The sequence below is a fragment of the Mesorhizobium sp. M0800 genome, from assembly GCF_040320095.1.
In the GTDB taxonomy this organism is placed as follows: Bacteria; Pseudomonadota; Alphaproteobacteria; order Rhizobiales; family Rhizobiaceae; genus Mesorhizobium.
In genome coordinates this window covers 71,253-91,845 of the sequence record NZ_JAMYOZ010000029.1, presented here as the reverse complement: position 1 = coordinate 91,845, position 20,593 = coordinate 71,253, and the positions used below count along the sequence as shown (strand labels likewise).

At 60.7% G+C, this 20,593-nt stretch carries 17 protein-coding genes, 1 tRNA gene and 2 pseudogenes; 15 read left to right on the top strand and 5 right to left on the bottom strand.

Annotated elements, in window-relative coordinates; translation table 11 throughout:
• Positions 1–102 (top strand): annotated as a pseudogene (locus NKI18_RS26520) (IS5/IS1182 family transposase); the annotation flags it as partial.
• A 379-nt stretch (positions 103–481) separates the two neighbouring features.
• Here NKI18_RS26520 and NKI18_RS26515 read toward each other — a convergent pair.
• On the bottom strand, positions 482–1,438 hold the full coding sequence (locus NKI18_RS26515) for a hypothetical protein (protein ID WP_353021090.1): 957 nt from the start codon (positions 1,436–1,438) through the stop codon (positions 482–484).
• Between the two features lie 887 nt (positions 1,439–2,325).
• On the opposite strand from NKI18_RS26515, the gene NKI18_RS26510 reads away from it, so the two are divergent.
• From NKI18_RS26510 to NKI18_RS26490, 5 genes are all read left to right on the top strand, one after another.
• Positions 2,326–3,303, top strand: coding sequence for a GlxA family transcriptional regulator (locus NKI18_RS26510; RefSeq protein WP_352619920.1), 978 nt, complete (start codon positions 2,326–2,328; stop codon positions 3,301–3,303).
• A gap of 292 nt (positions 3,304–3,595) precedes the next feature.
• Positions 3,596–4,900, top strand: coding sequence for a M24 family metallopeptidase (locus NKI18_RS26505; RefSeq protein ID WP_352619921.1), 1,305 nt, complete (start codon positions 3,596–3,598; stop codon positions 4,898–4,900).
• Positions 4,901–4,920: 20 nt separating this feature from the next.
• Complete coding sequence (locus tag NKI18_RS26500; protein WP_352619922.1) at positions 4,921–5,598, top strand: isochorismatase family protein; 678 nt, start codon at positions 4,921–4,923, stop codon at positions 5,596–5,598.
• Positions 5,599–5,614: 16 nt separating this feature from the next.
• Complete coding sequence (locus NKI18_RS26495) at positions 5,615–6,607, top strand: alpha/beta hydrolase (protein WP_352619923.1); 993 nt, start codon at positions 5,615–5,617, stop codon at positions 6,605–6,607.
• 319 nt (positions 6,608–6,926) lie between these two features.
• The gene (locus NKI18_RS26490; protein WP_352619924.1) at positions 6,927–8,567 is read left to right on the top strand and encodes an ABC transporter substrate-binding protein; all 1,641 of its coding nucleotides are present in this window, start codon (positions 6,927–6,929) and stop codon (positions 8,565–8,567) included.
• Positions 8,568–8,706: 139 nt separating this feature from the next.
• Here NKI18_RS26490 and NKI18_RS26485 read toward each other — a convergent pair whose 3' ends face one another.
• Positions 8,707–10,236 (bottom strand): pyridoxal phosphate-dependent decarboxylase family protein, encoded by a 1,530-nt coding sequence (locus NKI18_RS26485; RefSeq protein WP_353021084.1) that lies wholly within the window; start codon positions 10,234–10,236, stop codon positions 8,707–8,709.
• A 25-nt stretch (positions 10,237–10,261) separates the two neighbouring features.
• The gene (cysK, locus tag NKI18_RS26480; RefSeq protein WP_352619926.1) at positions 10,262–11,347 is read right to left on the bottom strand and encodes a cysteine synthase A; all 1,086 of its coding nucleotides are present in this window, start codon (positions 11,345–11,347) and stop codon (positions 10,262–10,264) included.
• 221 nt (positions 11,348–11,568) lie between these two features.
• Here cysK and NKI18_RS26475 point away from each other — a divergent pair, with 221 nt between their 5' ends.
• The 9 genes and pseudogenes from NKI18_RS26475 (at position 11,569) to NKI18_RS26435 (ending at position 19,644) form a co-directional block, all read left to right on the top strand.
• Positions 11,569–13,878: a transcriptional regulator gene (locus tag NKI18_RS26475; RefSeq protein ID WP_502900759.1), complete on the top strand. Its 2,310-nt coding sequence runs from the start codon at positions 11,569–11,571 to the stop codon at positions 13,876–13,878.
• Positions 13,879–14,680: 802 nt separating this feature from the next.
• Positions 14,681–15,070 (top strand): hypothetical protein, encoded by a 390-nt coding sequence (locus NKI18_RS26465; RefSeq protein ID WP_352619928.1) that lies wholly within the window; start codon positions 14,681–14,683, stop codon positions 15,068–15,070.
• 37 nt (positions 15,071–15,107) lie between these two features.
• Complete coding sequence (locus tag NKI18_RS26460; protein WP_031212356.1) at positions 15,108–15,548, top strand: hypothetical protein; 441 nt, start codon at positions 15,108–15,110, stop codon at positions 15,546–15,548.
• Between the two features lie 113 nt (positions 15,549–15,661).
• Positions 15,662–15,856 carry a hypothetical protein gene (locus NKI18_RS26455; protein WP_353021080.1) on the top strand — a complete coding sequence of 65 codons (195 nt, stop codon included), beginning with the start codon at positions 15,662–15,664 and terminating at the stop codon, positions 15,854–15,856.
• Between the two features lie 12 nt (positions 15,857–15,868).
• Positions 15,869–16,084 (top strand): annotated as a pseudogene (locus NKI18_RS33445) (lysozyme inhibitor LprI family protein); the annotation flags it as partial.
• Positions 16,064–18,055: an autotransporter-associated beta strand repeat-containing protein gene (locus tag NKI18_RS26450; RefSeq protein WP_502900758.1), complete on the top strand. Its 1,992-nt coding sequence runs from the start codon at positions 16,064–16,066 to the stop codon at positions 18,053–18,055. The pseudogene NKI18_RS33445 and the gene NKI18_RS26450, both read left to right, overlap by 21 nt.
• A gap of 105 nt (positions 18,056–18,160) precedes the next feature.
• The gene (locus tag NKI18_RS26445) at positions 18,161–18,568 is read left to right on the top strand and encodes a lysozyme inhibitor LprI family protein (protein WP_352619930.1); all 408 of its coding nucleotides are present in this window, start codon (positions 18,161–18,163) and stop codon (positions 18,566–18,568) included.
• A 117-nt stretch (positions 18,569–18,685) separates the two neighbouring features.
• Positions 18,686–19,183 carry a hypothetical protein gene (locus tag NKI18_RS26440; RefSeq protein WP_352619931.1) on the top strand — a complete coding sequence of 166 codons (498 nt, stop codon included), beginning with the start codon at positions 18,686–18,688 and terminating at the stop codon, positions 19,181–19,183.
• A gap of 89 nt (positions 19,184–19,272) precedes the next feature.
• On the top strand, positions 19,273–19,644 hold the full coding sequence (locus NKI18_RS26435) for a DUF4087 domain-containing protein (protein WP_352619932.1): 372 nt from the start codon (positions 19,273–19,275) through the stop codon (positions 19,642–19,644).
• A gap of 130 nt (positions 19,645–19,774) precedes the next feature.
• Here NKI18_RS26435 and NKI18_RS26430 read toward each other — a convergent pair.
• Both NKI18_RS26430 and NKI18_RS26425 read right to left on the bottom strand, forming a co-directional pair.
• A tRNA-Leu gene (locus NKI18_RS26430) sits at positions 19,775–19,859 on the bottom strand.
• Between the two features lie 73 nt (positions 19,860–19,932).
• Positions 19,933–20,553, bottom strand: coding sequence for a 2,3-bisphosphoglycerate-dependent phosphoglycerate mutase (locus tag NKI18_RS26425; protein ID WP_352451888.1), 621 nt, complete (start codon positions 20,551–20,553; stop codon positions 19,933–19,935).
• Positions 20,554–20,593 lie beyond the last annotated feature (40 nt).

Sequence of the window (20,593 nt, the reverse complement as noted above, 5' to 3'; positions counted from 1 at the left end):
CGCGTCGCCACCCGCTACGACAAGCTGGCTGCCAACTTCCTCGCCATGATCCAGCTCGCTTCGATCAGGCTATGGCTTCGCGCTAATGAGTCTACGGCCTAGTAAGTGCCCCTCCTCTCCCACAGTTTGAAAAATGGGTGAGGCGCTACCGTTTCAGGATCCCTGTTGAATTCGGCACTGAACGGCGAGCCGTCTTCGAGGAACCAATCCTTGCCCTCAGATTTCAAAGTCGCCAGATAGGCCCACAAAGATTTTGCTGGATATATCCGATATAGACCTCGTTGGAAGCGAACGTCTCCTCGATCTAACACCCGGCTTACAAGGCTCAACTGAATTGTCGGTCGCGGGCTGTTTATATCCAACCTTTCCAACAAATAGATATGCATCTGGAAATTTGAGAGCACATCGCGCAACCGTGGCATCGGCTAATCGCTCCCTAGAAGCGCCGAGACGCGGGTTCGCATTGTTTTCCTTCTCAGGACTAGCCTAGGCGGTTCCATTGGCCCGCAACATTTATTAGGTACCCGACGCGAACCTTTTGGATGGCTCTCTGATTTTCCGGAACTATGCCAACTCCGATCGGAAGATTTCCAAACGGAGCGTGGTTTTTGCCTGCAAGATGCAGGAGCATCGTTTCCGTGACATCCGTCAAGCTGGCGACCCATGCCGACATAAAGGCGGTCAGATCGGTCTCATTTATCGGAGTCTTGGGGTGCACCACCGTGATCGACGGCCGCGTAACCGTCCCATTTAAATTGAGGCAAAAATCCTTTGCTATAACCCGCTGATCATCTTTGCGGTGTTCGACACAATGGCGGGTGTTGCGAACTTGATGCGCAAATTTCGCCAACTCCCTGGCAAAGACCGTCGTGACGTCATTCTCGCCAAATTCCTTAGCTAGGACTGAAGTCAAACTATCCGGCCATTTTCCCGCAGCTTTCATTTGCGGACCGTAAAAAACCTCCGCGAGGCGATAAATCGCTTGGAGGGCGTGCTCCGCTTTTTGAATGAAAGTGTTCGCTCGAGTTTCGACCTCCGTCACCGCGGGCAATCGTGTGGAATCCTTGGAGGAGTTCACCTCTGCGATTTGCCTCGCCTCATCAGTTTCGAGCAGGGAGAGGATTTTCTGTGCCGCTAAGAGCTGGGTCATGATGTCGGCGGAGGTCGAAATGCTGAAGTCTCTTGTCTTAGGGTCCGGAAAATGGGTTTTTGAAAAAAGCCGACTAGCCGAGAGTAGGGTTCGGGCCACGATATCGGACTCGGAACCGGCATCAGCAAACAATTGGTGGGTGTTGGGGAGGTCAATATTCGTGCGATCGGGATCAAGTTGATCCGCTAGTTTGATCGAATGCACGGAATGTTCCTTGATAAGAAACATCGAATCCGTGGTCACGACCATATCAGTGAGTTTTCCGTCGCCGTCGTGACCAATGGTCATCGAAAAGGCTGACTCACGCTTCCGGTCGATTGGGCGTATCAAGACTTTGTCTATTGGAGGTTTGCTCATAGTCTCGATGTCGTGCGTGTCTGGTCGCCTGAAAAGTGCCGATGCTACGAAATTGCAATTAGAAGCGTGCACCTCATTCCCCGCTCATCCTACTGCGAAAATATACCAGCCTTTTGAGCCTGCATTACGGCCCCATAGCGCCTTGAAATCTCGTTCAGGGGCAAAACTTGGCTATCGTCGAAACAATCCTCCCATGCCGCACCTCCCCATTGATAAAATGTCGACTTGGCGCGATCCCCCTCCTCATTCCGAATATGACTGCGTAAACGCGCATCCTCACCAGCGCCGTTGTAGGTCAGAAACAAAGCGTCCATGAAACTGGAATACGATTCAAAAATTTGTCATCAAGAAGATAGCGAGTAGATATATAGTTGATCCAAGTTTCTTTTTGTATCAATTATCTCATGTGGAGAGAATTTTTCCAATCCCCAATCCAGCGATAATAGCAAAATAACTTATTTATTTGCGGTGAAATCCTATCATAGATTTCTATCCTTTTCTCCACTAGCTTTCTGCTAGCCCATTGCTTTTGTTCGATTTCCTTGAGTGTCCGGCTAATTCTCCAACCTAGAATAGCAACGACGATCGGCGTAAGCGCCGATATAACAAGTTTCGCAATTTCCATCTGCTTCCCCCGCTTCCCTCGGGGGAACAAACTACATTGTGCACAAATGCTCAAGCTGCACCTCCAATAGCCCCGCCGCCTACGCTTTTGGCGTGAACGATCGCCTGATTGGTGGACGGCTGGCGGTTCCGGTTGACCCCGACCGTATTCGGCAGAATTGTGCGCTCCACCCAGTTGCCGACGAGCACCACCCATGACCACCCCCACGCCCGAGTCATCGAAACCCACCGACACCCCGCTCACCTTCGCCATCCTGGTCTTCCCAGGCTTTCCGATGATGGCGTTCAGCTCGGTGATCGAGCCGCTGCGCGCGGCGAACGTGCTGGCCAAGCGGGACTGCTATCGCTGGATCATCGTCGGCGCCGCCGAAGGCCCGGTGGAGGCCTCGAACGGCGTCGTCATCCAGCCCGGCTTTGCCGCCCATGACGCGCCGAAGGTCGATCGCGTCGTCGTCTGCTCGGGCGGCGATGCCGATCATCTCGTCGCGCACGATGCGGTGAGCTGGATCCGCAGGAGCCTGCGCGACGGCGCCCATATCGGTGCGGTGGCGGATGCCGCCTTCTTCCTGGCTCGGGCCGGCCTGCTCGACGGTTATGCCTGCACCTTGCACTGGACCAGCCAGGCTGCCTTCACCGAAGCGTTTCCGGATATCGAACTGAGGCGCGATCTCTATGTCATCGACCGCAAGCGCTTCACTTCGGCCGGTGGCGTCGGCAGCCTCGACATGATGCTGGAGATCATCACCAGCGATTATGGCGCCGAACTGGCCGCCGGCGTCGCCGAATGGTTTGTGCACAGCCCGCTACGCTCCAGCGTCGACCGCAAGCTGATGCCGCTCAGGCTGCGGACCGGCGTGCAGAACGAACTGGTGCTGTCGGCCATCGCCATCATGGAGGATGCGGTGGAGGAGCGGCTCGGCATGGCGGAACTGGCGGGGCGACTTGGTGTCTCCTCCGATAAGCTCGAACGCAATTTCCGCTCCGAACTCAGTATCTCGCCCAACGGCTATTACCGCCGCCTGCGGCTGAAGCGTGCCGCCGACCTCTTGGCGCATTCGACGCTGATGGTGCGCGACGTCGCGCTGGCCTGCGGTTTCGCCTCGATGTCGAGCTTTGCGCGGGCGTTCCGGGAGGAGCATGGCCATGCGCCGAAGGTGATGCGGAGGCATTAGGTATTTCTGATGTTGGCGGGACAGCGCCCCCTCTGTCCTGCCGGACATCTCCCCCACGAGGGGGGAGATTGGCAGCTTCGATGCTCCGCTCCTCCTGCGACGGTGGAAATTCACGAAAGCGGCGATGACGAGCCGATCTCCCCCCTTGAGGGGGAGATGTCCGGCAGGACAGAGGGGGGCGCCGTAGAACGCTACGGAACGACTTCAAGCGGTATTTCGCACAACATCTGCGGTATCGCGCACAGCCTCTACGCGGCGCATGGCCCATCCTCGCCGCTTCCAGGAGGCACCCATGAGCATCGTCGTTTTTGACCCCGACAGCACCGAGGATGTCGACTTTAGGGATCGCATGCGCCATCCGGCGGCGGCGGATCCGGCCGGCGGCATGTGGCTGTCGGACACCGAGCCGTCCTTCATCGACGCCGACGCGCTGCGCAAGGGCCGGCTTGCCAGGCTGCGCGCCTGGATGCGCGAGGCCGGCTATGGCGGCGTCGTTTTGTTCGACCCCTACAACCAGCGCTACGCCACCGGCTCGCGCAACATGTTCGGCTATTTCCTGCGCAACTCGACGCGCTACTTCTTCATCCCCACCGAAGGGCCGATCGTGTTGTTCGAATATCCGCAGAGCTACCATGTCTCGATGGTGCTCGACACGATCGACGAGGCGCGTCCGTCCAAGCTGGTCTGGTCATCGGTGTCGGGCCGCGACGACGAGACCGCCGGCCCGTTCGCCGATGAGATCGCCGAATTGCTCAAGGCGCATGGCGGCGGCTCGATGAAGCTCGGCCTTGACCGCTGCAGCCATCTGCAGGCACTGGCGCTGGAAAAGCGCGGCTGCGAGGTGCGGGATTGCCAGGGCGAGATTTTGGCGGTGCGCGCGGTCAAGACGCCCGAGGAAGTAAAATGCCTGCAGGTGTCGATGGCTGGTGCCGAGGCTGCGGTCTATGCGGTGCGCGAGGCGATCAAGCCTGGCGTTTCCGAAAACGAGCTGTTCGCCATCATGTATGGTGAGGTGATCCGGCAAGGCGGCGAGTTCATCGAGACCCGGCTGCTGACCTCGGGCCAGCGCACCAATCCGTGGTTCAACGAGGCGAGCGGCCGCAAGATCAGGCCGGGCGAACTCTTGGCGCTCGATACCGATACGATCGGCTGCTACGGCTATTATTCGGACTTTTCGCGCACCTTCCGTTGCGGACCGAGCAAGCCGACGGATTATCAGAAGTCGCTCTACCGCATGGCGCACGACCAGGTTCAGCACAATATCGGGGTCGTCAAGCCGGGCATGGCGTTTCGCGAGATTGCCGAAAGGGCCTGGAAGATACCGGACCGCTTCGTCGACCAGCGTTATACCTCGGTCATGCACGGCGTCGGCATGCATGGCGAAACGCCGTTCATAGCGCACGCCATGGACTACGAGACCTATGGCCGCGACGGTGTCATCGTGCCCGGCATGGTGGTCAGCGTCGAAAGCTATATCGGCGAGAAGGGCGGCCGCGAGGGCGTCAAGCTGGAAGACGAGATCCTGATCACCGAGACCGGCACCGAGCTCCTGTCGCGCTTCCCCTATGAGGATGATTTCCTTGACAGGCATGTTTGAGTGTTGACAGGCAGTTTTGCATGAAAAGCCCGATCTCGATCAAGCGCGGCAAGGTGGCGGCGGTGTTCATCGATCTCCAGGAGGAGCATCGGCGGGACAAGCGCTATCTGGTCGAAGGCTATGGCGACATCCTCGCCAACGTCCAGCGGCTGCAGGAGGCGGCGCGGGCCAACAATGTGCCCCTTTACCACTGGGCCTATATCGTCGATCTCGCCACGGCGCGGCCGTTCCACCCGGTCGAGGCCAGCGGCAAGTCGGCGTTTTCCGACAAGGACGATCCGCTGACTGCGATCTGCGCGGAAGTGGGCCCGGCGACAGGCGAGATGATGCTGGTCAAGACCGATGCCAGCGCCTTCCGCGCGGGGCCTGCCGCCGAGCGGCTGAAGGCCGACGGCATCGAGTGGCTGGTCGTTGCCGGCGTCTGGACCGAGGCCTGCATCGATGCCACCGTCAAGGATGCGGTGGCGCTCGGGTTTCGAGTGCTGCTGGTCAAGGATGCCTGCGGCAGCGGCAGCACCGCGATGCACCAGACGGCCGTCCTCAACCTTGCCAACCGGCTCTATGGCGGTGCCGTCACCACCACCGACGGCGCCTGCCGGCTGCTGGCAGGCGAGACGGTCGAAGCCTGGCAGGTCGAGGGCTCGGTGCCGCTGCGCTTCAGCTATGAAAATGCTGCCCGGCTCTACGCCGAGCTCTGAGCGGGATCGCGCAGCGATGATCACCGAGGCCGAGCGACCCGGAACGAGAGGGCGCGGAAAATACCAAACGCTGCTCGATCCGGAGCTGTGGGCCTATATCGATCGGGTCAACGAGTGGTATCCGCCCGAAATCGTCTACATGCCGATCGACAGGCAGCGGGCGGTCTATGATGCCATGTGCCGGGCGTTTCGCGAGCCCTATCCACCCGGCGTCAAGGCCAGCGACAGCGCGGTTCCTGCCGGCGACCGTGCGATCCCGGTCCGGCGTTACCAGATGGCGGGCACGGCGCCGCAAGCGATGGTTGTCTATTATCACGGCGGCGGCTTCGTCCTTGGCGGGCTCGACAGCCATGACGACATCTGCGCCGAGATATGCGCCGGCACCGGCTTTGCCGTGCTGTCCGCCGATTACCGGCTGGCGCCCGAGCATCTGCATCCGGCCGCCTTCGACGATGCGCTGGCCGTATTCGAATGGGCGACGGCGACGGCCGGCCTGCCGATAGTGCTCTGCGGCGAAAGCGCCGGCGGCAATCTGGCCGCTGCGGTGGCACAGGCGACACGCCGCCATCCTCGCCATGCGATCGGCGAGGTGCTGATCTATCCCGAGCTCGGCGGCCCGGAACCAGTTGGCAAAGAGAGCGCCGGCTCCTGTGTCGAGCACGCCGAAGCGCCGCTGCTGACGTTGCGCGACATCGAGTTCTATCGCCAGATCCGGTCGGCGAAGGGACAGTCGCAGGACGACCCGACCTTTTCGCCGCTCAGCGACACCTACTTCTCCGGGCTGCCGCCGACGGTCATCGTCACCGCGCAATGCGACCCGCTGTCCTCGGAAGGCGAGGCCTATCGCGGCCGCATCCTGGCCGCCGGCGGTCGCGCCTTGTGGCATGAGGAGCCGCGCCTCGTGCATAGCTTTCTACGCGCCCGCAAGACCGTGCCGCGAGCCGGCGAAGCCTTCGGGCGCATCATTGCGGCCATCGCCGCGCTCGGCAAAGGCGACTGGCCTTACTGAGGTTGCGAAGGCCCCATCATCCGGCCGCTTCGCGTCCACCTTCTCCCCGCTGGGGAGAAGAGGCTGGCATCAACGCTGGCGACCTCCTCTCCCCCGGGGGAGAGGTCGGATTGCCCCCAATTGCTCTTCGTAATTCGGTTGGCAATCCGGGTGAGGGGGACCTTCCGTTTGCGGAACAGCGCACAAGAACTGCGGAAGTCCGAACACTCCCCCACGGGAGCTCGCCCTATCATCCCGAGGCAATGGCGCTCCGGCGATCGCATCCATCCCCCGCGTTTGGCGATCGGCAGAGGTGCCCAACAACAGGGGAATGACGACAATGAAGTTCATGCTGACCGATCGAAAACTGCATCCGCAGGCCGAGCCCGTCGCCGATGGCTTCAAGAAAGGCCAGATGAACCGGCGCGAATATCTCGCCACCATGGCTGCGCTCGGCGTCAGCGCTACCGGCGCGCTGGCGCTCGGCGGGCTTGTGCCGTCACCGGCCAGGGCCGAGGAGCCGAAGCGCGGCGGCAACTTGCGTGTCGCCATGAACGTCAAGGGCTGGAAGGATCCGCGCACCTTCGACGGCGTCGAGATGTCCAACGTCGCCCGCCAGTGCAACGAATATTTGGTGCGCTGGAAGCGCGACTTCACCTTCGAGCCATGGCTGCTCGAGAGCTGGGAAACCAGCGACGACGCCCGCGTGCTGACGCTGCATGTCCGCAAGGGCATCACCTGGTCGAACGGCGACACCTTCAACGCCGACGACGTGATCCACAATCTGACGCGCTGGTGCGATGCGTCCGTCGCCGGCAATTCGGTCGCCGCGCGCATGGGCGCACTGGTCAACGCCGACACCAAGAAAGCCGTCGACGGCGGCATCGAACGCGTCGACGACGTCACCGTGCGGCTCAATTTGCCGAAGCCCGACATTTCGCTGATCGCCGGCATGGCCGACTACCCGGCGCTGATCATGCACCGCAGCTATGAAGGCGACGGCGATCCGCTGAAGGCATTGGCGATCACCACCGGGCCTTGCGAACTCGTGGCATGGGACGCCGAGGTCGGCGCCGAAGTCCGCCGCAAAGACAAGCCATGGTGGAAGGGCGAGTTCTACCTCGACGGCATCAAATGGGTGGACTACGGCTCCGACCCCAATGCGATGCTGTCGGCCTTCGAATCGGGCGAGATCGACACCGACCACGAAACCGCCTCCGACACGGTTGCGCAGACCGACTCCATGGGCCTGAGCAATTCGGAAATCGCCACCGGCTCGACCATCGTCGCGCGGTTCAATATCGGCAATCCGCCCTATGACGACATCAAGGTGCGCCGCGCCGCCCAGCTCGCCGTCGACAACGCCGCCGTGCTGAAGATCGGCATGGACAACCGCGGAAAGCCTGCCGAGAACCATCATGTCGGGCCGATGCATCCCGAATATGCCGATATCGGCCCGGCCGTCCGCAACATTGATCAAGCCAAGGCCCTGCTCGCCGAGGCCGGCAAGGCCGACCACGAATACGAGCTCATCTCGGTCGACGTCGACTGGCAGAAGAGCACCGGCGACGCCATCGCCGCGCAGATGCGCGAGGCCGGGCTGAAGATCAAGCGCACCGTGCTGCCGGCCGCGACCTTCTGGAACGACTGGAGCAAATATCCTTTCTCCTGCACGGAATGGCTCGGCCGGCCGCTCGGCGTCCAGGTGCTGGCGCTCGCTTATAAGTCTGGCGCCGCGTGGAACGAGAGCGCCTACGCCGATCCGGAATTCGACAGTCTGCTCGACAAGGCGCTGGCGATGCCCGATCCCGACGCCCGCAAGGAGCTCATGGCCAAGATCGAACAGAATCTGCGCGATTCCGGCGTCATCATCCAGCCCTACTGGCGCTCGGTCTACCGCACGTACCGCAAGGGCGTGCATGGCTGCGAGCAGCACCAGTCGCTCGAGCAGCATTTCGAGAAGGTTTGGCTCGAGGCGTAGCCTTGCAGACGACCAATTGTCGGGGCCAGCGCCGCTCCTTCTTCCTTCTCCCCTTGTGGGAGAAGGTGGATTGGCGCGCAGCGCCAAGACGGTTGAGGGGTGCGGACGGAGCGCCGTCAGTATCAAGCTGGAACACCCCTCATCCGGCCGCTTCGCGTCCACCTTCTCCCACAAGGGGAGAAGGAAGAGCCACGCCAGGCCTTGAAATCTCCAGTCCGAGCCGCACCGTCTCCCGCACCAGCAGGTCCAGATCCTCGCGCCGGGTGCGGTGGTTGTTGATCGCCACCCTGAGGCTATGCTGGCCATGCACCGTCGTGTCGGAAATGGCGGCGATGCCTTCTTCCTGCAGCCTCAGCATGATCTCGGTATTGAGCGCTTTCAGGCGCTCCCCGCCCAGTCCGTCCGCGCGGTAGCGAAAGCAGACGATGTTGATGCTCACCGGCGCTACCAGTTCGAGTGCCGGTTCGGCCGCGATCAGCGCGCCGAGATAATGCCCTTGCGCGATGTTCTGGTCGATCAGCCGGCCGAACTTTTCGATGCCGTGCTCTCGCAACGCCATCCACACCTTCAGAGCGCGAAAGCCGCGCGTCGTCTGCAGGCCGTAATCGTGCAGCCATTGGCCGGAGGCCAGGCCGCGCGGCGTCGATTCCAGATATTCCGGCGTCACCGCGAACGTGCCGCGATGCACGGCGGCATCCCGGATCAGCGCGCAGCCGACCTCGAATGGCGCGTGCAGCCATTTATGCGGATCGAGCGCGATCGAGTGGGCGTGCTCGATGCCGGCAACGCGATGCGAATTGTCCGGCGCAATCGCAAGCAAGGCGCCGATGCAGCCATCGACGTGAAACCACAGATCCTCTTTTGCCGCCAGGTCAGCCAGCGCTTGCAGATCGTCGATTGCGCCGGTGTTCACCGTGCCGGCCGTACCGATTACGCAGGCCGGCTTGAAGCCGGCGTCGCGGTCCTTGGCGATCGCCGCCCGCAACGCAGCGATGTCGATCCGCAGCCCGGCATCGCTCGGGATGCGACGCAGCGCCCGGTTGCCGAGGCCGAGCACTTCCATCGCCTTGCGGTGACAGGAGTGAAGCTGGTCGGAGCCGTAGAAACGCAGCGGCTTGTCGATGCCGGCAACGCCGTGCTCGCGTATGTCGATGCCGGCCTTGGCGTTGCGCGCCACGGTCAGCCCGATGATGTTGGCCATCGAGCCGCCGCTGACCAGCGTGCCGCTGGCCGATTGCGGAAAGCCCATCATCTGCTTGCACCAGTCGACGACCTGGTTGTCCATCAGCGCGGCGGCATGGTTGCCGCCGCCGAGGTTGGAGCCCTGGATCGCCGCCAGGAAATCGCCGAGCGCGCCGGTGAAATTGCTCGAGCCCATATACCAGGACCAGAAGCGCGGATGGACGTTGCCCATCGGATAGGGCATCAAACTCCTGGTTACCTGGCCATACACCTCGGCTAGCGGCGCTGGCGAACGCGGCAGCGGCGATGTGAAGAAGGTCCTCACATCAACCGGCATCTCCTGCCACACCGGACGCTCTCTGACATCGCGCAGGTAAGCGACGGCATCGTCGACGATCCGATGTGACAGGGCCTGCACGTCGGCCCAGTTCGAGGGGTCAAGCGTTTCCTCGGTGGCCGTGACGGCCAGTCCAGGCTTCGTGTCCATGCCGGCCGCTCCCGATGTGCCGCCGTCACGCCGGAAACTGGCAGCCGGGCGTCGACTGCGAAAGCGCAGTCTCCTCGGCGTCCATCTCCGCCTCGATGCTGTCGAACAGCGGTGTCGTCATGTAGCGTTCGCCGGTATCGGGCAGCATGCACAGGATCACCGAGCCGGGCGCCGCCTTTTCCGCGATCTGCCGCGCCACCGCCAAGGTCGCTCCGCCGGAGATGCCGGTGAAAATCCCTTCCTTCTGCGCCAGCGCCTTGGCCCATTTCATGCCCTCGGGCCCGGCAATCGGCACCACCTCGTCATAGAGGCTTGCGTCTATCGCCTCCTGCAGCACGTCCGGAATGAAGTCGGGCGTCCAGCCCTGGATCGGATGCGGCTCGAACGCCGGATGGCTGGCCGCAGGCGCGCCGCCGGTGCCGCGCTGCTGCGACTTGCCGCTGCCGATAAGCTGCGCATTGGCCGGTTCGGCGAGCACGATCCGGGTCTCCGGCCGCTCGCGGCGCAGCACGCGTCCGACGCCGGCGACGGTGCCGCCCGTGCCGTAGCCGGTGACGAAGCAGTCGAGCCGCGAGCCGGCGAAATCGTTGATGATCTCGCGCGCCGTCGTCGCTTCGTGAATGGCGGCGTTGGCCTTGGTTTCGAACTGGCGGGCCAGGAACCAGCCATTGGCTTCGGCGAGCTCCACCGCCTTCTTGTACATGCCGAAACCCTTCTGGGCGCGCGGCGTCAGCACCACCTTGGCGCCCAGCATGCGCATCAGCTTGCGGCGTTCGATAGAAAAGCTGTCGGCCATCGTCACCACCAGCGGATAGCCCTTCTGGGCGCAGACCATGGCAAGGCCGATGCCGGTGTTGCCGCTGGTCGCCTCGACCACGGTCTGGCCAGGCTTTAGAGCGCCGCTGCGCTCGCCTTCCTCGATGATGTTGAGCGCCAGCCGGTCCTTCACCGAGGCGGCGGGATTGAAGAACTCGGCCTTCACGTAGATCGTGGCATGGTCCGGTCCAAGATTATTGATGCGGATCACCGGCGTATCGCCGACCGTGTCGAGAACGCTGTCGAACAGGCGGCCGCGCCCGGCGGTGGTTCTGATTTTCTGTTGATGCAACATGTCGATCTCCTCGCTTTGTTGTTGTCCCTTGTCGTCACGGGCCGGTTACAGACCGGTGGCTTGGGCGGCGAGGTTTCGAGACCTTGCCGCGCTGCGGTTCCCTGACTTGCCGGTAATGTGGTTCCGGCAATGGCGGCATCCGGCGCGGAACTTCGCTGCCGGATGCACCCCGTCGCGTTTGGTGATAAAACAAAGGCCGACTGGCCAGCGTGGGAGCAGGCGTGGAAACGCACGTGGAATCCGCCCGATCGAGCCTCCACGGCGAGGTGGCCGGCTTTTCCGTGCGTCTGCTCGGACCGCTGACGATCGCACGCAACGGCATCACCATCCAGCTCCCAAAATCGCGCAAGCTGTGTGCGCTGCTCGCCTATCTGGCGCTGGCGCCGCATCCGGTCGGCCGCAGCCGCCTCTGCGAGCTTTTGTGGGATGTGCCGAACGACCCGCGCGGCGAGCTTCGCTGGTGCCTGAGCAAGCTTAGAGGCATCCTCGATGAACCGCATCATCGCAGGGTCGAGACACCAGGCGACGCGATCGCGCTTGATCTGAGAGGTGCTTCCGTCGACGCTGTCGACATAGCCTCGGCCGCCGCCAAGGGCGTTGAGACGCTCGGTCTAGAGCGGCTGCAGGCTCTTTCCGGAATGTTCACCGGCGACTTTCTCGATGGGCTGGAGATCGACCGCAGCCCGCATTTCAACAGCTGGCTGATCGCTCAGCGCCGCCGCTTCGGCTCTTGGCACGCCGCAATCCTGGAACATCTCGTCAACAAGCTTCCGGTGGATGCCGACAGAATGTCTTCGCATCTGGACAAATGGCTGGAACTCGCTCCGTTCGACGGGCGCGCGCATGTGGCTCTTCTGAAAGGGCTGGCGCAGCGCGGCCAGTTTGACGCGTGCGAGGAACATCTCGCTTCCGCAGCGCAGCTGTTTGCTTCGGAGGATCTGGATTTCGGACCCGTTCGTGAGGCATGGCGCACGATCCGCAACGAACGACCTGCCGCTACGCTCTGGGCGCGACCGTCACTCGTACCCGCGGCCCCTCACGCGTCAATTGTGCTTCCCAATTCCGACACTGCTGCATCGCACAAGGCTTCGCTTGCGGTGATGCCGTTTGCCGAAGAGACGGCTGACGGCGGCCCACGCGGAGGCATCGCCGATGGCCTGACCCACGATATCATCACCCGCCTGGCCAAGCTCAGGGATTTCTTCGTCATCGCGCGCGGTTCGGTGTTTGCGCTCGCCGAAAAAAACATTGGGCCGGAGGATGCCGGCCGTCGGCTCAATGTCGATTATGTCGCCACCGGCACGGTACGCAGCCAGTCCGGCCGCGTCACCGTCGCGGTCGAGCTGGTCGAAGTGCGCACGGCCAGGATCGTCTGGGCCGAGACGTTCGAGCGCAAGCCGAACGACATCTTTGCCGTGCTCGACGACATCGGCAACAGCATCGTCTCGTCGATCTCGGCCGAGATCGAGACGGTCGAGCGCAACCGCGCCATGTTGAAGGCGCCCAATTCGCTGAACGCCTGGGAAGCCTACCACCGCGGTCTCTGGCACATGTATCGCTTCACCCGCGCGGAAAACGAGCAGGCCCGGCATTTCTTCGACATAGCCTTGAAGCTCGATCCGACGTTCGCCCGCGCCTATGCCGGCCTCTCCTTCACCCATTGGCAAAATGCCTTCCAGCGCTGGGGCGACCGCGACCACGAAAGCGCCCTGGCCTTCGAGGCAGCCGGCCAGAGCCTGCTCGTCGACGATCACAATCCGGCCGCTCACTGGGCCATGGGGCGGGCGCTGTGGCTGCGCGGCGAGCAGGACGGCTCCCTCATCGAGCTGGAACGCGCCGTAGACCTCAGCCCGAATTTCGCGCTCGGCCACTATGCGCTATCTTTCGTCCATTCGCAGTCCGGCGACCCGCAGGCTGCGATCGGCTCATCCGACCATTCCAGGCATCTGAGCCCCTTCGATCCGCTGCTGTTCGGTATGTTGGGCGCCAGGGCGATGTCGCATGTCCGGCTCGGCCAGTTCGACGAAGCCGCCGAATGGGCGCTGAAAGCAGCCGCGTCCCAACGCCCACGCCATCATCCTCGCGATTGCCGCGCATTGCCTTGCGCTGGCGGGGCGGCTGGACGAGGCACGAAGTTTCGCCGCTGCGCTGCGCAAGATGCTGCCGAACTACTGCGCCGACGATTTCATCGGCACGTTCCGCTTCGAGCCGGACGCCGAGGCGCTGTTCCGGCAAGGCGCCAAGCGGATCGGGCTGGGGTGAGGCAGGCGCGCGGTTTGCCAGGCTCTCCAAACCGCTCATCGCGGCTGGCCGCCCCAAACATCGTCATGTCTGCAGCCAGGGCGCATGGTCAGGCTGACCTTGAGGATATTTGCCGTCGCCTGGCCCGACGGCCAGTTCGGCATTGCAATGACGAGATCAGCCGCGTGGACCGGGATGTTAAGCGCCAGCATCGTCAATGCCGCCAGCGACACTTTCCGCAGGCACTGCCGAAATCGGTTGTGCATCTCTTCCCCTCGCTTCGGTGCTGAAATGAACCGGGACGGGAACAATCTGTCGCGGCAAGCACCGGCTTGTGACACCAACCCCATCTTCCCGATGACAATCCGACTGGGAAGATGCTCACAACGCGGCCGCGGCGCCCCCGCTGCGCCCCTATTTGGCACGCCGCAGCGTTGAAAAGTCGGGCAAAGGGGCGCGTTTCTTTCGGCCCTCGCAACGGTTGGCTGGGTTCGAAAAAATACCACAATAGATCGCGATTAGGGCGATCGTATAAGATGGGGTATCGTCGCGCCTTTTTTGTAGAACTGGCGCAAAATTCACAACAACATAGAATATTACTTGTACTAACTCGGCTTAATGAGAACAAAACTAAGGAAGCATTCCGGAATCTTGCTACCGATCACATTTCAGTATCTGCTAAGATAGCCCGTGCTGATTCCGAATTATTAAGCATTTGCAAAATTCAATCCTGCGATATTGGGATTTGTCCTTGTCATAGGCTGACTCGGATGCATTTCTTGGAAGCACAGCCGCGTCAGCGGATCGTTGAAACATGCTTGGGCGGACGGGGCACTAAGCATGGAGAGGAATATTGACACTCGCTAATGCGGCGGCCCCCGCTGGGAGCGTTCCCTCCCACGTAAGAGATTACGGCAACCGTCGGCTAAGTCGTCGAATGCATCGCCCACAACCTGGCTCTCGTTTGATGGCCGGCGAAGCTTTGCACTCCTCCGATTGGCGCCAGCCTTCGCGGCAAAAGCGGGGATCGCCGCCTGCAATGGCCTTCCGATATGGACGATGTCCGCCGCCAGGCAGTCGGAGGAATGAATCATGAAACTCGTAATCTGTGCGGCCTTGGCCACTGCTTTGATGGCGAGCGTCGGTTGTACCACCGACGACTATCATGGTTGTCGCGGAAAGGGCTGCCTGGTTGATCGGTCCCATAAAGGGAGCCAGAAGATAGACGACCGGCCGCAGTTCGACAGGAACGGCAATCCCAACTTCGATACCAGGGGCCGTTACATCGGCTGCCATGGGCTCGGATGTAAAGTCGACGATCCTGATGACGGGGATCAAAGCATCGACGACAGGCCGCAGTACGACAAGGAAGGCAATCCGAACTTCGACACGCAAGGCAACTACCAAGGCTGCCGCGGCATCGGCTGCGAGGTCGATACACCGGACGATGACAATTCATCAGACGACGACGATTCCGATTAATGGCCCCTGCAGCGAACAACGAAGAGGATAGCCACTCATGTCTGAATTGAACGGTCTCATCCGTCGACGTGTCAAAATCGTCATGGTCGGCCTTGCGGGGTTGGGAATGGCGCTGACGTCCGCTTTCGCTGCGAATAACGCCTGTGACGGTATAAAGGTCGAAGTGACGAAGGCGCGCAAGCAGGAATATGCCCCTCTCGTCGTCTCGGCGATGACCAATAAGTTCAAGCCCGCTCAGGCAAAGTTCTTCTCGATCATGGAGAGCGGCAGCTGGAGCGCCGCCTACGTCTCCACGCCGGTGAGCGACGACGGCGTGATGTTCTTCCAGACAGTCGACGGAAAGAAGCAGTTTCGCGACGTATGGGGCGGCTATGCCGAGCCGTCGGAGAAACCTGAACTGGTGTCCTGGGCGAAGAAGCTCGGAGCGCCGCAAGACCTGGCAAAGTGTTTTGCCGAGGAAGTTACGGAACGACGGTGATGATCGCTGGAAATTGCCGCTGACCGTTGGTGCAGGGGGAGAATGATTGGTGAGCGCTCCGGGGCGCCGGGGCTCTGAGATCGACTCCAATCATCAGCTGCAGGATGTGCAAAATGCAAACCGTTCGAAAATCCAGACTGATAATGCAGCTCGCCCGTGCATTGGCAACTTCAGTGAAAATGACGGCTGTTGTGAGTGTAGCTGTCCCGCACACGATCAATGTTGCGTATGTTCTGGCCATGCCGGCTTTCGCATTTGCCCAGGACAAATGCTACGACGCCGCCAAGGACCAGGCCGACCCGAACTAGTGCGCCGATGCCGCGTCCAGGAAATCCGACAAGAAGCTCAACGAGCTTTACAAGCAGATCGAAACCCGGCTGAACGACGACGCGGATATCAGGACGCTTCTCGTTCAAGCACAGCGGGATTGGGTCAAATTTCGCGACGCAGAGTGCAGTTTCCAGACCGCAGGAGCGGCCGGAGAAAGCGCAATTCCAACGCTCATCGCGGAATGCATGGACAGCCTGACGCAATCCCGTGTCAAAGATTTCGAGGGATACCTGAATTGCCAGAAAGGCGATGCGAGCTGCCCCGTTCCGGCAGCGAACACATCACATGCCGTACCTGCCGTGGCCGAGGAGAACGGCCAGACCGGCCTTGCCCAGGCTGCCGACCCGATACCCATTCCATTGCAACATGTTGTTGGGCACCTCGGAACCGGCAGTGATGAAGTCATCTACCACAAACTCGGGATCGTGATGGGCATCAATGGTGCCAAGCCTCGTCTGTTCGAATTCGACACCGGGTCGGATGAGTTCAACGCTGAGATCGATTCGAGTGTCCCTGGCGTAGAGCCGGTGCGCGGCAGCAAGCCCGAAATGTACCCCTATGGAAACGGCACCTACGGAGGTTGGGTACAACAGGCCCGGGTCGACAGCCTGTCCTATTACGATCCAGATGATCCCTCGGAGCCTGCCGTAACCTTTGACGGCGGCTTTAGCGTAGGTCGGGTGGTGGATTACGTCTTCACCAAGGATTTCGGCGACTTCGAGGATGCGAATGTGACGCAAAAGCCCGTGGGCCACCATGGCGATACGCCGGTTTATGCGGATCTTGATGCGCGCAAGAGCATGAAGAATGGCGAACCCGGTAACGAGGCGCCGTTTTACGGCGTCTTTGGAGCCGGCGATTTTATCGATAAGGGGGACCAGACCGCCGCTCCTGGCAGTCAGACGCAAAGCGGCTATGTGGTCTCCGCCAATGCAAATCTTGGAAAGAGGACGACACCGGGCTGCGCTCCCTGCCTGACGCTGAATTTGTCCCCCAGTCTGAGATCCCAGTTTACGGCCCTGATACCGTGGGGCGAACTGGATTACGAATTCCTCCAGAGACGATTCCCGCGATCAGGCGCGAATGCATCCAGTCAGTACGAAGGGTCTTACCGTTATAAAATTTCCTTTGATCATAAGGGAAAGAAGCAATCGGTTGATTTCAGTGGACCTGTTTTATTGGATACAGGAACGACAAGCTTTATTTATATTACAACAGAATCTAGTTTGAATAAGCTTCAGTCGAGAGGATTTAATATTGCTGAATTTGGTGATGAGATAGTCGACTTCAAGTTTTTTGGATTCGATGATGGTATAAATAACCGTGAATATGATGATGTCGACATTCTCCGCCAAAGCGATGAGATGAAAGTCGGCGGTCTCATTCTCGGTCTGCCATTCTTCGAGTCCAATTCCATAATGAATGATCTGGAAAACAGGACGACCGCATATTCACCCTATTTTGTCAGCGCTGCTAACTTTACGACAGACGCGGCTGCCAAGGATCAAGTGCAGTTGAATCGCGCGACCAGCGATGCTGGAAGCAACGGATGGCTGGCCGGCATCGTCTCCGGCGCCGGCGACTTCACGATCGAGAAGGACGCGGACGTGCGCATGACCGGGGCCAATACTTATACCGGCACAACCCATATCGCGGCCGATGGGTATCTTACCCTGGCCGGTCCGGCCAGCATCGAGCATTCATCGCGCGTCATGGTCGACGGTGTGCTCAACCTCGACCAGAAAGGAAACCACCTGAAGTCCTGGGGGGTGGCGCACTCCCTGAACGATACGGCCATTCGCAACCTTGGCGGTAAAGGCGAGGTCTATCTGGGTGCGGGCAGATTGATCCTGACAGAAGCCGACGGGCTGTTTGATGGGACCATCGCGAACTATGATGACGCCAGCGACAGTGGCGGCCTCGTTGTCGCCGGCGGCAAGCTGACGCTGAGCGGAAAGAACAAATATTCGGGCATGACCGAAGTGGCGGCGGCAGCGGAGTTGCACGTGACCGGCTCTTTGACCGGTGACGTTTCCGTCTCGGGACTGCTTGTCGTTGACGGAGAGGTCTCCGGCAAAGTCATGGTCAAGGAGGGCGGCACGCTGACCGGCTCAGGAAAGGTCGGCAACGTCACGGTCGCCGAAGGTGGCAAAGCTGATCCAATGAAAACCAGATAATCAGGCCATGGGCACGGCCGACCGTGGCAATGACGGATAGCTGAAGAGAACATAGGGCGGGGCTGAGCAACTTAAGAGCTTGACTGCAACGGGAAAGGGAAATCGATGAAAATAGCGATGCTGACTGCTGCCGTGGTTCTGGCTGCGCCGACATTCGCCCTTGCCAAGGACAAGTGCGCCGAGGCCAAGGATCAGGCCACCATGAACCAGTGCTTCGGTGCCGAGTTCCAGAAATCCGACAAGAAGCTCAATGAGCTTTACAAGCAGATCGAAGCCCGCCTGAAGGACGATGCGGATACCAAGAAGCTTCTTGTTCAGGCACAGCGGGATTGGGGCAAGTTTCGCGACGCGGAGTGCAGTTTCCAGACCGCAGGCGCGGCCGGAGGAAGCATGATGCCAATGCTCATCGCGCAGTGCATGGACGGCCTGACACAATCCCGTGTCAAAGGTTTCGAAGGCTATCTGAAATGCCAGGAAGGCGACATGAGCTGCCCTGTTCCGGCCGCGAACTGACACATGCCACAGCTGATCGGATCACGATGAAGCCGGCGGCGAGCGTGATGTCGCCGCCAGACATGAAAGGATGCGAGGGGCATCATCATTGCGTGAGGGACTTGAAGGAGGTGGATCGTGAAACCCTATAAATCGTCACTCGCAATGACGATTGCGGCATCTGTACTGTTGGCATGTGTCGTGCCGGCAACAGCCCAGACTGACATGAGCTTCGACGTCAACGTCACGCTTTCCAAAAAGGCAGCTGCCAAGCTCGCGGCTGAAAAGGAGGGGATCGTTGTCTTCGCCTCCTATTACGGCGACCCGAAGCGGAGCGCCGAGAAGCTAAACGAAATCGGCCAGATCGATCTCACGCCGCAGGACGAAGAGGTGGAGATACCGGGTACAGCGGGCCACGCCCACGTCAGCGGCGCAAAGGTCGACGCGAAGCGTCTCGACTGGCTTGCCGGGCCGGCCAAGGTCAACGTCAACGTTGCGTCGGCGCGCAAGAGCAGCCCGGACAATCTGCTCAACTGCGATTTCATCGACGGTCCACTAAGCGATGTCCAAAGGAAGCCTGTGACGCTTCATTGCGGATTGATCGAAGAAAATGTGGACACGAAGTTGAGGCCATAAGGCTAACAAAATCATGCCGCCTCGTGACCGGGGTCAACGCAGATTATCGGCGGCATTACCTGCTTTGCTCAAGGGAGGCAAAGATTCTCATGCGCCCACTATTCGCTACCTGTTTTTGCCTGGCCATTATGTCCTTGCCCGCCGCCGCCTATGCCGAGCGCCGTTGTGGCTGGTACTCCAGCCCGACACCCGGCAACCTCGTCCTGACCGACAGTGACGGGGATTGGTGGATCCAGATGCAGGGACGCCCGGATCACAAAGGCATCGACAATGTGCCGGCCTTTGACGAGCGGCAATTCGTCGAGACCAATGTGCCTGGTTCGGGTCACGGCTACGGATGTGCGTGCATGAATGTCGTAACCAACGCCAAGCAACAGAAGATCACCAGGGTGATCTCGGGCCAAATCCTTCCGCTGCTGCGCTGTCGCAACGACAGATCGCTGCCTAACCCCGACGGATAATTGTTAGATATCTTGTGGATGCCATGGCTGACGGTAGGGCGGCCTAGAGCATTGGATCAAGAAAAAGCCCGGCAAACCGGGCTTTTTCTTGGGTCTCTGAAACCGCATCAATCGGCTCGAAACGGGAATTTGGTGCCCAGAAGAGGACTCGAACCTCCACTCCTTGCGGAACACGGACCTGAACCGTGCGCGTCTACCAATTCCGCCATCTGGGCTGGTGCGCGCTCATTAAGCGGGCGAGGGATGAGTGTCAACGCGCTTTTTTGAAAGCCGCGTTCCTTCTCCGGCTCAATGCTCCAGCACTTCCTTCGACGCCACCGTGGAATCGGCGTTGAGCGTGTAGATGATCGGCACACCGGTGCCGAGCTCGAGCTTGACGATCTCCTCGCCCGATTTGCCGTCCAGCGCCATGATCAGCGCGCGCAGCGAATTGCCGTGCGCCGCCACCAGCACGGTGCCGCCGCGCAGCACATGCGGTTGCAGATCGTGCAAGTAATAGGGCCAGACGCGCGCGCCGGTGTCCTTCAGGCTTTCACCGCCGGGCGGCGGCACGTCATAGGAGCGGCGCCAGACATGCACCTGCTCCTCGCCCCATTTCTTGCGCGCATCATCCTTGTTGAGGCCGGAGAGATCGCCATAGTCGCGCTCGTTCAGCGCCTGGTCGCGAATTGTCTCGAGATCGCTCTGGCCAACGGCGTCGAGAATATGCTGGCAGGTCTTCTGCGCCCGGATCAGCGACGACGTGAAGGCGATGTCGAACTTCATGCCGCGCGCCCTGAGCTTGGCGCCAGCCGCCTTGGCTTCGGCATGGCCCAGTTCGGTCAGGTCGACGTCGCGCCAGCCGGTAAATAGGTTCTTCAGGTTCCATTCGCTCTGGCCGTGGCGCACGAGCACGAGAGTTCTCGACATATTTGCTCCTTCAAATCTTGTGGATCAGCCAAATCTTGTG